Source organism: Streptomyces sp. NPDC001153 (assembly GCF_053598315.1).
In genome coordinates, this window is sequence record NZ_JBSFJZ010000019.1 from 22,105 (window position 1) to 37,552 (window position 15,448).

The 15,448-nt window shown below is 71.9% G+C and carries 12 protein-coding genes; 9 read left to right on the top strand and 3 right to left on the bottom strand.

All coding sequences use genetic code 11. From position 1 onward, the window contains the following. The first annotated feature begins 21 nt into the window (after positions 1-21). The 4 genes from ACWDEN_RS22270 (at position 22) to ACWDEN_RS22285 (ending at position 3,944) form a co-directional block, all read left to right on the top strand. Entirely contained in the window at positions 22-516 is a 495-nt protein-coding gene (locus ACWDEN_RS22270) for a cysteine dioxygenase (protein WP_450859946.1), read from the top strand. A gap of 34 nt (positions 517-550) precedes the next feature. Beyond that, a complete protein-coding gene (gene cofD, locus ACWDEN_RS22275) occupies positions 551-1,510 on the top strand; it encodes a 2-phospho-L-lactate transferase (RefSeq protein ID WP_351603058.1) in 960 nt (319 codons plus the stop codon). Beyond that, positions 1,507-2,826, top strand: a complete 1,320-nt coding sequence (locus tag ACWDEN_RS22280) for a coenzyme F420-0:L-glutamate ligase (RefSeq protein WP_351603056.1) — start codon at positions 1,507-1,509, stop codon at positions 2,824-2,826. The genes cofD and ACWDEN_RS22280 overlap by 4 nt, the downstream gene beginning before the upstream one ends. A 95-nt stretch (positions 2,827-2,921) precedes the next feature. Then, positions 2,922-3,944, top strand: a complete 1,023-nt coding sequence (locus ACWDEN_RS22285; RefSeq protein ID WP_351603054.1) for a DNA-3-methyladenine glycosylase family protein — start codon at positions 2,922-2,924, stop codon at positions 3,942-3,944. 172 nt (positions 3,945-4,116) lie between these two features. On the opposite strand, the gene ACWDEN_RS22290 is transcribed toward ACWDEN_RS22285, so the two are convergent. After that, positions 4,117-5,199, bottom strand: a complete 1,083-nt coding sequence (locus tag ACWDEN_RS22290; RefSeq protein ID WP_351603052.1) for a mannose-1-phosphate guanylyltransferase — start codon at positions 5,197-5,199, stop codon at positions 4,117-4,119. A 186-nt stretch (positions 5,200-5,385) separates the two neighbouring features. Then, the gene (locus ACWDEN_RS22295) at positions 5,386-6,783 is read right to left on the bottom strand and encodes a peptidoglycan recognition protein family protein (protein WP_450859947.1); all 1,398 of its coding nucleotides are present in this window, start codon (positions 6,781-6,783) and stop codon (positions 5,386-5,388) included. Positions 6,784-6,912: 129 nt separating this feature from the next. On the opposite strand from ACWDEN_RS22295, the gene ACWDEN_RS22300 reads away from it, so the two are divergent. The 4 genes from ACWDEN_RS22300 (at position 6,913) to ACWDEN_RS22315 (ending at position 12,730) form a co-directional block, all read left to right on the top strand. Continuing rightward, entirely contained in the window at positions 6,913-7,668 is a 756-nt protein-coding gene (locus ACWDEN_RS22300; protein ID WP_450859948.1) for a TIGR03089 family protein, read from the top strand. A 113-nt stretch (positions 7,669-7,781) separates the two neighbouring features. Then, positions 7,782-9,002 (top strand): LCP family protein, encoded by a 1,221-nt coding sequence (locus ACWDEN_RS22305; protein ID WP_450859949.1) that lies wholly within the window; start codon positions 7,782-7,784, stop codon positions 9,000-9,002. 231 nt (positions 9,003-9,233) lie between these two features. Beyond that, positions 9,234-10,994 carry an LCP family protein gene (locus tag ACWDEN_RS22310; RefSeq protein WP_351603044.1) on the top strand — a complete coding sequence of 587 codons (1,761 nt, stop codon included), beginning with the start codon at positions 9,234-9,236 and terminating at the stop codon, positions 10,992-10,994. 131 nt (positions 10,995-11,125) lie between these two features. After that, a complete protein-coding gene (locus ACWDEN_RS22315; RefSeq protein ID WP_351603098.1) occupies positions 11,126-12,730 on the top strand; it encodes an LCP family protein in 1,605 nt (534 codons plus the stop codon). Between the two features lie 39 nt (positions 12,731-12,769). Here the strand turns inward: ACWDEN_RS22315 and ACWDEN_RS22320 are convergent, their stop codons facing one another. Beyond that, entirely contained in the window at positions 12,770-13,807 is a 1,038-nt protein-coding gene (locus ACWDEN_RS22320) for a glycosyltransferase family 2 protein (protein WP_351603042.1), read from the bottom strand. Between the two features lie 128 nt (positions 13,808-13,935). Here ACWDEN_RS22320 and ACWDEN_RS22325 point away from each other — a divergent pair, with 128 nt between their 5' ends. Then, positions 13,936-15,444 carry an LCP family protein gene (locus tag ACWDEN_RS22325; RefSeq protein WP_450859950.1) on the top strand — a complete coding sequence of 503 codons (1,509 nt, stop codon included), beginning with the start codon at positions 13,936-13,938 and terminating at the stop codon, positions 15,442-15,444. Positions 15,445-15,448 lie beyond the last annotated feature (4 nt).

Here is a 15,448-nt window from a genome sequence, read left to right on the forward strand (position 1 = left end):
CCGAGGAACCACCGCACCACCATGAACAGTGACAACGACCTCCAGATCGCCGGCGACATCCTCGAAGTCCCGCACCTGCTCCAGCCGCCGCGCGAGCACCCGGCCACCGTTGCCGAGTTCGTGGGTCTCGCCCGCCGGATCGCCGCCGACAGCTCCCAGTGGGAACACCTCGTGCGGTACGACGCGACGAGCCGCTGGTACCACCGGCTGCGCACCGGCCCCGGCTACGAGGTGTGGCTGCTGTCCTGGGTGCCGGGGCAGGGCAGCGGGCCGCACGACCACGGCCGCTCCTCCGGTGTCCTGACCGTCCTGGCGGGCACGCTCACCGAGCGCACCGAACGCGCCACGCGCGCGTTGACGGCGGGAGCACAGCGGGTGTTCGCGCCCGGGTACGTCCACGAGGTCGTCAACGACACCCTGGAGCCGGCGGTCAGCCTGCACGTGTACCACCCGGGCCTGACCCAGATGCCGATGCACACCTCCCCGCACTGCGAGGCTCGTCCGGTGACTGCCTGACGCGTTGTCGTACCCGCCTGCAACACTGGGCCCCATGCGCATTGTGGTTCTGGCAGGCGGCATCGGCGGTGCCCGGTTCCTGCGCGGTCTGAAGCGGGCCGTGCCGGACGCGGACGTCACGGTGATCGGCAACACCGGCGACGACATCCACCTCTTCGGGCTGAAGGTCTGCCCGGACCTCGACACGGTGATGTACACGCTGGGCGGCGGCATCAACGAGGAGCAGGGCTGGGGGCGGTCCGACGAGACCTTCCACCTCAAGGAGGAACTGGCGGCCTACGGGGTCGGACCGAACTGGTTCGGCCTCGGCGACCGGGACTTCGCCACGCACATCGTGCGCACGCAGATGCTCGGCGCGGGTTATCCGCTCAGCGCCGTCACCGAGGCGCTGTGCGACCGCTGGAAGCCGGGCGTGAGGCTGATCCCGATGACCGACGACCGCGTCGAGACCCATGTGGCCGTCGAGGTGGACGGCGAGCGCAAGGCGGTCCATTTCCAGGAGTACTGGGTACGGCTGCGGGCCTCCGTCCCCGCCGAGGCCGTGCTCCCGGTCGGCGCCGAGCAGGCCAAGCCGGCGCCCGGCGTGCTGGAGGCCCTCGCCCAGGCGGACGTCATCCTCTTCCCGCCGTCCAACCCGGTCGTGTCCATCGGCACCATCCTCGCCGTGCCCGGAATCCGGGAGGCGATCGCGGACGCGGGCGTACCCGTGATCGGCCTGTCCCCCATCGTCGGGGACGCCCCGGTGCGCGGCATGGCCGACAAGGTGCTCGCCGCGGTCGGCGTGGAGTCCACGGCCGCCGCGGTGGCCGAGCACTACGGCTCCGGTCTGCTGGACGGCTGGCTGGTCGACACCGTGGACGCGGCCGCGGTCGAGCGGGTCGAGGCGGACGGCATCCGCTGCCGGGCCGTACCGCTGATGATGACCGACGTCGACGCGGCCGCGCAGATGGCGCGGGAGGCGCTGGCGCTGGCCGAGGAGGTGCGGGAAGCGTGAGCGAGGAGCGCCCGGAGTGCCGCCCGGAGTACACGGTCCGGGCCCTGTCGGGCATCCCCGAGGTGCAGCCGGGCGACGACCTCACCAAGCTGATCGCCGCGGCCGAGCCGGGCCTGGCCGACGGGGATGTGCTGCTCGTCACCTCCAAGATCGTCTCCAAGGCGGAGGGCCGCGTCGTCGAGGCGGCCGACCGGGAGGCGGCCATCGACGCCGAGACGGTCCGGGTGGTGGCCCGGCGCGGCACCCTCAGGATCGTGGAGAACCGGCAGGGCCTGGTCATGGCCGCCGCCGGGGTCGACGCCTCCAACACCCCCGCCGGCACGGTGCTGTTGCTGCCGGAGGACCCGGACGCGTCCGCGCGCGCGATCCGCGACGGCCTGCGCGCCGCCCTCGGCGTCGACGTCGGCGTGGTCATCACCGACACCTTCGGGCGCCCCTGGCGTTCGGGGCTCACGGACGTGGCGATCGGCGCCGCCGGGGTGCGCGTGCTGGACGACCTGCGCGGTGGCACGGACGCGTACGGCAATCCGCTCAGCGCCACGATCGTGGCCACCGCGGACGAACTGGCCGCCGCCGGCGACCTGGTCAAGGGCAAGGCGGCGGGCCGGCCGGTCGCTGTGGTGCGCGGCCTGCCGCACGTGCTGGCCCCCGAGGACGGCGAGGGCGCGCGGGCTCTGGTGCGGACCGCGCGGGACGACATGTTCCGGCTCGGCACGTCCGAGGCGGTCCGCGAGGCGGTGACCCAGCGGCGTACGGTCCGGGCGTTCACCGACGAGCCCGTGGACCCCGGCGCGGTACGGCGCGCGGTGGCGGCGGCGGTGACCGCACCGGCCCCGCACCACACCACCCCCTGGCGGTTCGTCCTGCTGGAGTCGGCCCGGTCCCGGACCCGGCTGCTGGACGCGATGCGGGACGCCTGGATCGCCGACCTGCGCCGGGACGGCAAGAGCGAGGAGTCGATCGCGAAGCGGGTGCGCCGCGGTGACGTCCTGCGTCACGCGCCGTATCTGATCGTCCCCTGTCTCGTCATGGACGGCTCCCATCACTACGGAGACGCGCGGCGGGACGGCGCCGAGCGGGAGATGTTCGTCGTCGCGATGGGCGCGGGCGTGCAGAACCTGCTGGTCGCGCTCGCCGGGGAGCGGCTGGGCTCGGCGTGGGTGTCGTCCACGATGTTCTGCCCTGACGTGGTGCGCGGGGTGCTCGACCTGCCCGCGGACTGGGAGCCGATGGGCGCGGTGGCGGTCGGGCATCCGGCCGAGGAGCCGAGACCGCGACCGGAGCGGGACGCGGGGGCCTTCATAGAGGTGCGCTGAGTTCGGCGTACGCGGCCGTAGCCGGCGTACGACCGCCTAGTCTCGAAGGACGGCACAGGCTCCCTTGGGCCTCACAGCACCTCACAGGACCTCACGTGGCAGGACGTTTCGCTCAGCGCCCCACGCGTACGACCGTGCGCGGCGGCCATGCCGGCGTGCCCGCGGGCGGCGCTGCCGGGATACCGCGGCAGGCTTCGGCTCCGGCGCGGGTACGGCGGTGGGTGCCGGACGGGCCGCTCGATCTCGGGCTGGTGCTCGGACCGTTGCGGCGCGGGCCCGCCGACCCCACGTTCCGGGCCACCGCGGACGGTTCCGTGTGGCGGGCCGGCCGTACGCCCGCCGGGCCGGGCACGCTGCGGGTACGGGCGTACGGCGGTGAGGTGCTCGGAGAGGCGTGGGGGCCGGGCGCGGAGTGGCTGCTGGACCGGCTGCCCGAGTGGCTCGGCGCGGCCGACGAGCCGGAGGCGTTCGTGCCCCGGCACCGGGTCGTGGCCCTGGCGCGGCATCGGCGGCCGGGGCTGCGGCTGACGCGGACCGGGCTGGTGCTGGAGTCCTTGATCCCGTCGGTGCTGGAGCAGAAGGTCACGACGGATGAGGCGTACCGGGCGTGGCGGTTGCTCGTGCGGAAGTTCGGGGAGCGCGCACCGGGACCGGCGGGGGCTGGGGAACGGCCGATGTTCGTGATGCCGGCGCCGCGGACGTGGGCGTTGATTCCCTCCTGGGAGTGGCATCGGGCCGGGGTCGACGACAAGCGGGCGTCGACGATTCTGCGGGCCGTACGGGTCGCCGCGCGGCTGGAGCAGGCTGTGGGGATGCCGGCGGCCGAGGCTCAGGCGCGGTTGGAGGTCGTGCCGGGGATCGGGCCGTGGACGTCGGCGGAGGTGGTGCAGCGCAGTCATGGCGCGGCGGATGCGGTGACCGTCGGGGATCTGCATCTGCCGGGGATCGTGGGGTGGGCGCTGGCGGGGGACCGGCATGCCGACGATGCGGTGATGCTGCGCTTGCTGGAGCCGTATGCCGGGCAGCGGCACCGGGCGGTCCGGTTGATCCTGCTGAGCGGGAACGTGCCCGCGCGCAGGGCGCCGAAGATGCCCCGGATGGACATCGGGTTGCTGTGAGGCGCCCTGTGCTGGGGGACGCGGGGGTGGGGGGTGAGTTCGCTTGCCCGCGCTCGCGCAATCGCGAGCAACCACGACGCGCCCGCAGGCGAAGCACCCGCGGAACCGCCCCCGGCACATGAGGCCCCGGGGGCGCAGCCCACATGCGTGGCGGCGTCCCCGGGGGCCCTGGTTACTGGTCGGAGGAGAAGCGCACCGCGCCCGCCGGGATGCGGGCGTCGCACCACACGCGTACTCCCTCGCGGAGTTCGTTGTCGGCGCCGATGACCGCGCCGTCGCCGACGACCGCGCCGGTGAGGACCGTGCGTTCGCCCACGCGGGCCCTGGTGCCGATGAGGGAGTCGGTGATGACGGCGCCCGGTTCGATGACGGCCCCGGGGAGGATCGTGGAGCCGGAGACCCGCGCGCCCTCGGCCACGAACGCGCCCTCGCCGACCACCGTGCCGCCGGTCAGCTTGGCGTCCGGCGCCACCGTCGCCGTGGGAAGGATCAGGCGGTCGCCGCAGCGGCCGGGGACCGCCGGGGACGGGGCGCGGCCCAGGACCAGGTCGGCCGAGCCGCGGACGAACGCCGCCGGGGTGCCGAGGTCCAGCCAGTACGTGGAGTCGACCATGCCCTGGAGATGGGCGCCGGCCGAGAGGAGGTCGGGGAAGGTCTCGCGCTCCACGGACACCGGGCGGCCCAGCGGGATCGTGTCGATGACCGAGCGGCGGAAGACGTACGCCCCCGCGTTGATCTGGTCGGTGACGATCTCCTCCGGCGTCTGCGGCTTCTCCAGGAAGGCGAGGACGCGGCCGGTCTCGTCCGTGGGGACCAGGCCGTAGGCCCGCGGATCCGTCACCTTCGTCAGGTGCAGGGAGACGTCCGCGCCGGTCGACTGGTGGGTGTCGACCAGGGCCCTGATGTCCAGACCCGTCAGAATGTCGCCGTTGAAGATCAGCACCGGGTCGTCGGGGCCGGAGTGCAGACGCGAGGCGACGTTGCGGATGGCGCCGCCCGTGCCGAGCGGCTCCTCCTCCGTCACGTACTCGATGCGCAGGCCCAGGGAGGAGCCGTCGCCGAAGTACGGCTCGAAGACCTCCGCCAGATAGCTGGTGGCGAGGACGATGTGGTCCACGCCGGCCGCCTTGGCGCGCGCCAGCTGGTGCGTGAGGAACGGCACCCCGGCGGCGGGGACCATGGGCTTGGGCGTGTGCACCGTGAGCGGACGCAGCCGGGTGCCTTTGCCGCCGACCAGGAGGATCGCTTCTGTCACCTGTCGTCTCTGCTTCCTGCCGGGATCGGCCGACCTACTCGTTTCACTCGTTTCGGCCGGTCAGTGTATGCAGACCGTAGCGGCGGCTCCCTTGACAACCACCCGGTTTCCCACGAGATCGGTGAGAGAACGGTGTGAGAGCGGCGAGCCGACGATGACGGCGCCGAGCACGCACCCCCGGCCGGCTCAGCGCCCCTGGTAGCGCGCTGCGCTGGAACGGGCCGTACCGAGCTTGGCGTAAAGCCGTTTGCCGGGGCACTCGGTGGCGAATCCGTCCCGATGGCCGGAGATCACGTGCAGTCGTACCTTCTTACCCTTGGCGTAGAGGTTGCCACCACCCGACGTGAGATATGTCCTGCCGCGCGGATCGGCTCCGTAGAGTCCGAGCTTCCACGCGATGAGCCGGGCGACGGCCGTCACCGCGGCGCCGGACGGCTTCGCCGTGCCGTACGAGCCGATCACGGCGATGCCCATGCTGTTGTTGTTGAAGCCGAGGGTGTGCGCGCCGAGGACCGCCTTCGCCACGCCACCGGCCCGGCCCTCGTAGATGGTTCCGCACTTGTCGACGAGGAAGTTGTAGCCGATGTCCCGCCAGCCCATGCTCGCGACGTGGTAGCGGTAGATACTGCGGATGACGGAGGGGGCTTGCGAGCAGCTGTACTTGTTGCCGGAGGCCGTGTGGTGCACGAAAGCCGCCTTGAGCTTCTTCGTGTAGACGAACCCGCTCTGGCGCAGGGACTCGTCCGCGCCCCAGCCGCGGCGGGTGACGATCCGCGGGCGCGGCCCGATGTACGGCCTGGCCCGCACCGGACCTTCCAGGCGGGCGAGTTCCCGCTCGGTGGCCCGCTTGCCCAGCGCCGGGATCTCCAGGACGCCGAAGCGGGCGATGTCCGTGTTGGCGGCGGAGGCCGCGCGTGCCGCCTCCGAGCGCGGACCGGTACGGGGCGCCTGGGCCGGCGCGTCCCCGGGCGCCGCCTCCGCACCGGGGTCGACGAGTTCCAGGCGCAGGCCGGAGGGCAACGGGGGCTCCGGGCGCTGGAGTTCGGCCGTACCCCCGTCCCACGCCTCCCCGCCGGCGGCGCGCACCCGGAGGTCCACGCCGTCGGATTCGCCCACCCACAGCGGTGCGGTCGCCCCGCGCACCCGCCGCGCGTCGCGTTCCGCCGTACCCGGGTCGGCGCCGTGGTCGGCGTTGTGCGTCTCGACGTCCTGCCAGCCGGACCACTTCCCCGTCCGCGCCGACCGGGTCCGCACCTGGACCCGGCCGTGCAGTTCGGCGTCCGGGTCGTCCCAGACGACCCCGACCAGCGAGAAGTGCTCGCCGTCGGACCGGTACAGGCCCTGTTCCGGGGCGGTGCCGAGGACCCGCTCGCGGGACAGGGGGACGAGGGGCAGCGAGCGCGTGCTGCCCGGCACACCGGCCGCGGGCGGCCGTACGGATGCGGCGGCCACGGACGGCCGTGCGGGTGCGGCGGCCGCGGGCAGGGCCAGCAGCGGAAGCGCGAGGGCCGCGGCGCAGGTGACGCCGATCGAGGAGACGGCGATCGAGGGGGCGCCGTTGGACGAAGTCAGGAATCCACGCATAGCCATGATCTTGGGCATAGTCATACAAATCTGTCCATCCATGAACTGACGGACCGTCGGAAACCGTTCCGCCGAACCGGTGGCCCCACCGCACGCTGCGCGCGCCCGCCCGCGCGTACCCTTTCCCGGGTGAACGCCACCGATCGCACCCCTGCCGACCTGCTGGCTTCCGCGCTCGCCGCGGACCCCGGCCGCCCGCTGGTGACCTTCTACGACGACGCCACGGGCGAACGCGTCGAACTGTCCGTGGCCACCTTCGCCAATTGGGTGGCCAAGACCGCGAACCTCCTTCAGGGAGACCTGTCCGCCGGTCCCGGTGACCGGGTCGCGCTGCTGCTGCCCGCGCACTGGCAGACGGCGGTGTGGCTGCTGGCCTGCTCCGCGGTGGGGGCGGTGGCGGACGTCGGCGGGGATCCGGCCGCGGCGGACGTCGTCGTCAGCGGGCCGGACTCGCTGGCCGCGGCGCGGGCGTGCCGGGGTGAGCGGGTGGCGCTGGCGCTACGGCCGCTCGGCGGACGGTTTCCGCAGGCCCCGGAGGGGTTCGTCGACTACGCGGTGGAAGTGCCCGGTCAGGGGGACCGGTTCGCGCCGTTCGCTCCGGCGGACCCCGACGAGCCCGCGCTGATCGTCGCCGGGCGGGAGTTCAGCGGGGCGGAGGTCGTTCAGCGGGCCCTGGCCGAGGCGCCCTCGCTGGATCTGACGGGGCCCGGATCGAGGCTGTTGTCCGGGCTGTCGTACGACACCTGGGAAGGGGTCGGCGCGGGGTTGTACGCGCCGCTGGTCACCGGCGGATCCGTGGTGCTGTGCCGGCATCTGGACCGGCTGGACGAGGAGGCTCTCGCCAAGCGGATCGAGAGCGAGCGGGTGACCGCCGTGCGCCGCTGAGCGGCACCGCCGTCCCCCGAGTGGAGTAGCACAGGGCGCTTCCCCCGCCCTGCCCCGCCATGGTCGTAAGAGCAGGACGTGACGCTCGTACGCCATGAGGGGGTGCCCCGACCGTGCCTGACACCGCAGGCAAGGCCCTCGGTCCCGGCCCCGGTCCCGGGGCCTCCGCCACCGGCACAGGGCTCGTACGGCGGCGTCGGCGGCGGTGGCTGCGAGCGACGGCGCTCGGTGCCGCCGTCCTCGTCGCGGCGGCCGCCGGGACCGGCTGGGCCCTCTACGCCAAGCTCAGCGCGAACATCACGGCGGACGACGCGGCCGCCCGCGAACTGGCCCGGTACGAGCGGGAGCGGCCCACCGAACTGGTGCGGGGCGCGCAGAACATCCTGCTGATCGGGTCGGACACGCGGGCCGGGGAGGGGAACTCCGCGTACGGGCCGGATCTGGGCAGCGAGCGGTCGGACACCACGATCCTGCTGCATCTGGCCGCCGACCGGCGCAGTGCCACCGCCGTGTCGCTGCCGAGGGATCTGATGGTGGACATCCCCGGCTGCCGGCAACCGGACGGCAGCCGCAGCGAGCCGGTGTTCGCGATGTTCAACCACTCCTTCCAGCTGGGCGGTTCGGCGTGCACGATCCGGACCGTGGAGAAGCTGACGGACATTCGGATCGACCATCACGTGGTCGTGGACTTCAGCGGGTTCAAGAAGATGGTGAACGCCGTCGACGGGGTGCAGGTCTGCCTGAAGGAGCCCATCGACGACAAGGCGGCCCTGCTGAAGCTGCCCGCCGGCAGGGTCACGCTCAACGGGGAGCAGGCGCTCGGGTTCGTGCGGGCCCGCAAGTCGCTCGGCGACGGCAGCGACACCGAACGGATGGAACGCCAGCAGCGGTTCCTCGGCGCGCTCGTCGACAAGATGCAGAGCGGCGATGTGCTGCTGAACCCGGTGAAGCTGTATCCGGTGCTCGACGCGGCGACCTCCTCGCTGACCACGGACCCGGAACTGGCCAGTCTGCGTGGCTTGTACCAGTTGGTGCGCGGGCTGCGCCAGATCCCCACCGAACGGGTGCAGTTCCTGACGGTGCCGAGGGAGTCGTACGTCTACGACGCCAATCGTGACCAACTCGTGGAGCCGGAAGCCGAGAAGCTGTTCGCCCGGCTGCGGGCCGACCAGCCCGTGGCGGTGACCCGGGAGACACCGCAGCAGGCCCCGGAAACCGGGGCGGAGACGAGCGGGGGGACGGGCGGAACGGACGGCGAGGGCGAGCCGCCCGCCGGCCCGTCCCCCACACCGACATTCCGCGGGAACACCGCCGCCGAACACACCTGCCAGTGATGCGCACATCAAGACGGCGAACTTCCGTCCGGGAAATGAGGCGGATTGCCCAGTTGTAGGCACGGGGAATTTGTCACCGGCGTCGCTTGACGCTGAACTGGGCGGATAGTGTGAGCGATCCGGTGCACCCGGCCGCGAGATCCGTCCTGGGGCCGTGCACTGTTTCACCGAGACCCGAGCGTCTTTGAGGGGGAAGGCGCCGCGTGGCCCCGACGGAGGATTCGGACAACCGTGGACGCGCAAGGCCGTGGGCGGGCGGACAACATCGATCCCGCAGACCAGTGGGTGCTCAATCCGAACACCGGCGAATACGAACTGCGACTGGGCCCTTCCGCAGAGCAGTCGTCGGTTCCCGGACCCCGCAGACCCGCCTCCCGGGCGGGCTCCGGTGCGCCGCGCCGCCGTGACGACTCGGCACCCGGCGCGACGCGTGAGCCGCGCCAGGGGCGCGGGGACGCCGTACCGCCGCCGCGGTCGGGCCGGCGCCGGGGCGGCGAGCCGGAGACCCCGCAGGGGCGCAGGGCCGCCCGGCGGCCGGTGAAGAAGAAGTCGAAGGCGAAGAAGGTGCTGGCGTGGACCGCCGGCGGCACGGCCTTCGTGCTCGTCGCCATCGGCACCGCCGGCTATCTCTACCTCAAGCACCTCGAGGGCAACGTCACCACGACGGACGTCGGCAGCGCGGCCAAGAACGGCTTCAGCAAGGACGACGCCTTCAACATCCTGATCATCGGCACCGACAAACGCACCGGGAAGGGCAACACGGGCTACGGCGACAAGGGCAGCGTCGGGCACGCCGACACCAACATCCTGCTGCACGTCTCCAAGGACCGGACGAACGCGACCGCGCTCAGCATTCCGCGCGACCTCATCGTCAACGTGCCGGACTGCCCGACCAAGGAGGCCGACGGCACCGAGAAGGTCATCCCCGCTACGGAGAACGTCCGCTTCAACACCAGCCTCGGACAGGACGGGCGGGACCCCGGCTGCACCATGCGCACCGTCAAGGAGGTCACCGGCATCCAGCCGGACCACTTCATGATGGTGGACTTCAACGCGGTCAAGACGCTGACGACGGCCGTCGGCGGCGTGGACGTCTGTCTCGCGCACGCGGTGAACGACAAGGAGTCGCATCTCAACCTGCCCGCCGGCAAGCACAAGATCGAGGGCGAGCAGGCGCTGGCCTTCGTCCGCACCCGGCACAGCTGGGGCAACCAGGGCGATCTGGACCGCATCAAGGTCCAGCAGCAGTTCATGGCCTCGCTGATGCGGAAGATGTCCTCCAGCGACACGCTCACCAACCCGAGCAAGCTGATCGACCTCGCCGAGGCCGCCACCAAGGCGCTGACCGTCGACAAGGGCATCGGCTCCGTGGGCACGCTCAAGGACATCGCGCTGGAGCTGAAGAAGGTGCCGACGAAGAACATCACCTTCGTCACGGTGCCGGTGAAGGACAACCCGGCGGACGGTGTCGTCCACAAGACGGTGATCGTCGACCCGGCGGTCGCCCCGCAGGTGTTCGACGCGATCAACAACGACGTCTCCTTCACCGAGGTGAAGAAGAAGCAGAAGGCGGAGAAGGACGCGGAGGCCGCACGCCTGAAGGGCAGCAGGTCCGCGCCCTCCGACGTGCGGGTGCGGATCCTCAACGGCGGTGCCGTGGGCGGCAGCGCGCAGCAGACCCTGGACTGGCTGCAGAACCAGCAGGGCGTGCTCAAGTCGGAGAACGCGGGCAACGCGCCCGCGGAGCTGGACAAGACCACGCTGGAGTACGCGCCCGGCCAGGCGGCGCAGGCCCGCGAGCTGGCTCAGCTGATGGGGCTGCCCGGTTCCGCGCTCAAGCCCGGCAAGAGCGTGATCAACTCCCAGGGACTGCCGGCGATGACGCTGACCCTGGGCAAGGACTTCAAGGGCGCGGGTGTCTCGCTCACCGCTCCGAAGAAGGCTCCGGACGTGGACAAGTCCACGGCGGACAAGGTGAAGTGCGCGTCGTAGGTAACCCAACGGGCCCGTCGTGCGTCTAACCGGACGCGGGACGGGCCCGTTGTAACGCGCAAAGGGTGGGGAGGGCAGGAAGTTTGGCGCAGAGCGATGTGCGAGGGCAGGACCCTGCGGTCGACGACACGATGTCGCTCGCACCGCAGGACCGGGACACACCGGAGCGGTCCAGCCGGCACGGCGGGGGGCAGCGCAGAGGGGGTTCCACGGCCGAGCGGCCACGGCGCAGACGGCGCGCCCTGCGCTGGTCCGCGACCGTGCTGGCGGTGGTCATACTCGGTACGGCGGGAGCCGGTTACCTGTACTACCAGCACCTGAACGCGAACATCCGGAAGGGCGCGCGCAGCAGCGGCGACGGCAAGGCGCAGAAGACCGCACCGAACGCCGCCGGCCAGACGCCGCTGAACATCCTGCTGATCGGCTCGGACAGCCGTAACTCGGCCGAGAACCTGAAGCTCGGCGGCAGCAAGGCCAGCGTCGGCGGCCCCCCGAACGGGGACGTGCAGATGCTCATCCACCTCTCAGCGGACCGCAAGAGCGCCGCCATGGTGAGCATCCCCCGGGACACCCGTGTCGACATCCCCCCGTGCAAGGACCCCGACACCGGCAAGTCGTACCCGGCGACGAACGACATCATCAACACCACCCTGGGCCGTGGCGGGGCCGGCTGCACACTGTCCACCTGGGAGAACCTCACCGGGGTCTACATCGACCACTGGATGACGATCGACTTCTCCGGTGTGGTGCGGATGGCGGACGCCATCGGCGGGGTCGACGTCTGTGTGAAGCAGAACGTGTGGGACCACCCGACCCCTGCCCAGCCCGGCGGCTCCTGGCTGAAGATGACGGCCGGCACGCACAAGGTCCAGGGCGTGCAGGCACTGCAGTGGCTGCGCACCCGGCACGCCTGGGGCAGCGATCCCTTGCGGGCCCGCGCCCAGCACATGTACCTGAACTCGATGATGCGTACGCTGCGGCAGCAGAACGTCTTCACCGACACCGGGCGCCTGATGAACCTGGCCGAGGCCGCCACCAAGTCCCTGAAGGTGTCCGAGGAGATCGGCACGGTCAAGAAACTGTACGACCTGGGCATGGAGATGAAGTCGGTGCCGTCCGACCGCATCACGTCGGTGACGATGCCCAACCTCCCCGATCCGCAGGACCCCCGCAACCACGTCGTGCCGGACAAGGCGAACGCCGACAAGCTGTGGCAGATGCTCCGCGACGACGTGCCGCTGGACAAGAACGGCGACAAGAACGGCTCCGGTACGAAGCAGGTCTCGAGCAGGCCCGCCCCGGCCAAGACGCCCTCCACGGATCCGAGTCGGCTCGGGGTGCTGGTGCAGAACGGCACGCAGACCTCGACCGAGGCCGCCGTGCAGCACCGGGCTTCGGCGGTCAGCGACGTCCTCGTACAGGCGGGCTACGCCAGGGCGGCGGCCGACACCTCGGGCACGCGGTCGGTGGACAAGACGATCGTGCAGTACCCGAGCACGGATCTGCAGGGCGACGCCGAGGCCGTGGCCAAGGCGCTGGGGATCCCGGCGAGTTCGGTGACGCGCTCGACCGACGTGTCCGGCGTCACGGTCGTCGTCGGCGCGGACTGGCGCACCGGGACGTCGTATCCCAAGGAGTCGAAGCCGAAGGCCGGGGACATCCCGGACGGCACCGACGCCGTCAACGGCTCGGACACGTCGAAGTGCATGGACGTGTACAAGCCCTATCAGTGGTGACCGGTGCCGGGGCCCCGGCGACGGGGCCCCGGCACATGGTCAGGCGCTGTACACCGCCGGCCGCCGCGAGGCGATGACCTTCCGCGCCAGCGACTTCGGGCTGGTCAGAAAGCCCCAGCCCCACGACATGTGCATCGTGGCCAGGGCCACCGGGATCTGCAGCCGGGCCTTCGGGGACAGCCCCTTGCCCGCCGGGAGCGAGCCCGCGACGATCGCCGCCAGATAGCCGCCGGGCACGACGAGGGCCCACGGGGTGAGCACCACGCCGACCACTGTGCCGGCCGCTATCGCGCACACCGCCGCCGGCGGGGCGAGGTAGCGCAGGTTGATGGAGCCGGAGTGGTAGCGGGCCACGACGTGCCGCCAGCGGCCGTAGTCCTTGTACTGCTTGGCCAGCGCGCGGACGGAGGGCCGCGGCCGGTACGACACCTTCAGCTCGGGCGAGAACCAGATGAGTCCGCCCGCCTCCCTGATCCGGAAGTTCAGCTCCCAGTCCTGGGCGCGGATGAACTCCTCGTTGTAGCCGCCCTGCTGCTCCAGGGCCTCGCGGCGGAACACCCCGAGGTAGACGGTGTCGGCGGGCCCGGCCTCGCCGCCCGTGTGGAAGGCGGCGTTGCCGACCCCGATCTTCGAGGTCATCGCGGCGGCGACGGCGTGCTCCCAGTCGTTCTCGCCCTCGGCGTGCATGATGCCGCCGACGTTCTGCGCGCCGGTCTCCTCCAGGAGCCTCACAGCGGTGGCGATGTAGTTCGGCGAGAGCATGCCGTGGCCGTCGACGCGGACCACGATCGGGTGCCGGGAGGCCTTGATCGCCGCGTTCAGCGCGGCGGGGGTACGGCCGGTGGGATTGGGGACGGTGTGCACGCGCTTGCTCTGGGACGCGGTCTCACGGACCAGCTCGGCGGCGATCTCGTCCGTGCGGTCCGTGGACGGACCGAGGGCGATCACGACCTCCATCTCGCCGGCGTACTCCTGCGCGAGGATCGCTTGGACGGCCCCGCGCAGATGCCGCTCCTCGTTGAGGACGGGCATGATCACAGATACGGCGGGGTGTCGCACGTCGGGCTTGGCGTTCATAGGGGGCTCACGTTACCGCGAACGGGGGACACCGGTGCGCGCCGCCGGGGCGGAGGGCCGGGCTGGAGATCGTATCGGCCTACCGTGCTCACGGATCCCACGTACGGCCTCGTCCGGAGGTGTCCCCGTTGGCAAGCCCGCCCCGGTCCCCCGCTCGTCCGCAGCGCCGACCGCAGCCACCCCGCCGTGTGCCGCGTCCGCCCGAGCGGCCCGTGCGGTCCGTACGGCCGCCCCGGCGGCCCCGGTGGGCCATGCGAGCGGTGAGCACGCTGTCCGTCGTGGTGCTCGCCTCCGCCGGGATCGGGCACGCGGTGATGAGCAGCCTGGACGCGGGGATCGCCCGCATCGACGCCTTCAAGGACATGAAGAACCGGCCGCGCGCGGGCCAGGGCATGAACATCCTGCTGGTCGGCACCGACGGCCGCGACAGGATCACCGCGCGGGAGCGGCGGGAGTACCGGCTGGGCGGGGTGCCCTGCCACTGCACCGACACCATGATGATCGTGCACGTCTCGGAGAACCGGGAGCGGGCCACCGTGGTGAGCCTGCCGCGCGACTCCTACGCCGAGGTGCCCGCGCACACCGACGCCGCCTCCCGGCAGGAGGTCGCAGCGCACCCGGTCAAGCTCAACGCGGCCTACGCCGAGGGCGGTCCCCAGCTGACCATCCGCACGGTCGAGAACATGACCCATGTGAAGATCGACCACTATCTGGAGGTCGACTTCACCAGCTTCATGCGGACCGTGGACGTCCTCGGCGGGGTGAACGTCTGCACGACGACCCCGCTGAAGGACTCCTACACCGGCCTCGACCTCAGCCCCGGCACGCACATGCTGAGCGGCGGGCAGGCCCTGCAGTACGTGCGGGCCCGGCACGTGGACTCGGCGAGCGACTTCGGCCGGATGCAGCGGCAGCAGCGGTTCCTCGCCGCGCTGATCGAGCGGGCCACCTCCTCCGGGGTGCTGCTGAACCCGATGCGGTTCAGGGACGTGACCCGCGCGGTGCTCGGCTCGGTCCGCGCCGACGAGGGTTTCGGCACCGACGAACTGCTCGACCTCGGCCGGGCCATGCGGAACTTCTCCCCGTCCTCCTCCGAGTTCGCCACCGTGCCCATCGTGCAGATGAACTACACCGTCAAGGGCCTCGGCTCGACCGTGAAGTGGGACCAGGCCAAGGCGGAGCAGCTCTTCTCGGCCCTGCGCGACGACAAGCCGCTCACCGTGGACCAGCCGCAGCGCGGCCACGGCCCCGCGCCCTCGGCGCCCGTGGAGGTGGATCCGCGGCAGATCCGGGTCCAGGTGGAGAACGGCACCGGCACGATCGGCCTCGGCAAACGCGTCGACGCGGGGCTCGCGGCGACCGGCTTCGCCACGACACGCCTGCCGGTGACGGCCGCCGCGCACGTGCCGCACACCGTGATCTCCTACGACCCCCGCTGGGACCGCTCGGCCCGGGCCCTGGCGGCCGCCCTGCCGGGGGCCCAGCTGCGCGCCGTACCGGGCCAGGGCCCGCTGCTGAGGGTGATCGCCGGGGCGGACTTCAAGGACGTGCACAAGGTGCACTTCGAGGACCCCGCCCAGCCGCAGCAGACGGCTGTGCGCGGCAGCGAGGTCGTGTGCCCGGGCGCCGGCTCATGAGGCG

Bases quoted from the DNA above. Each gene is read 5' to 3' on its own strand.
- ACWDEN_RS22270 (WP_450859946.1), top strand. From the start codon at position 22: ATGAACAGTGACAACGACCTCCAGATCGCCGGCGACATCCTCGAAGTC.
- cofD (WP_351603058.1), top strand. From the start codon at position 551: ATGCGCATTGTGGTTCTGGCAGGCGGCATCGGCGGTGCCCGGTTCCTG.
- ACWDEN_RS22295 (WP_450859947.1), bottom strand. From the start codon at position 6,783: ATGCGTGGATTCCTGACTTCGTCCAACGGCGCCCCCTCGATCGCCGTC.
- ACWDEN_RS22315 (WP_351603098.1), top strand. From the start codon at position 11,126: ATGTCGCTCGCACCGCAGGACCGGGACACACCGGAGCGGTCCAGCCGG.
- ACWDEN_RS22320 (WP_351603042.1), bottom strand. From the start codon at position 13,807: ATGAACGCCAAGCCCGACGTGCGACACCCCGCCGTATCTGTGATCATG.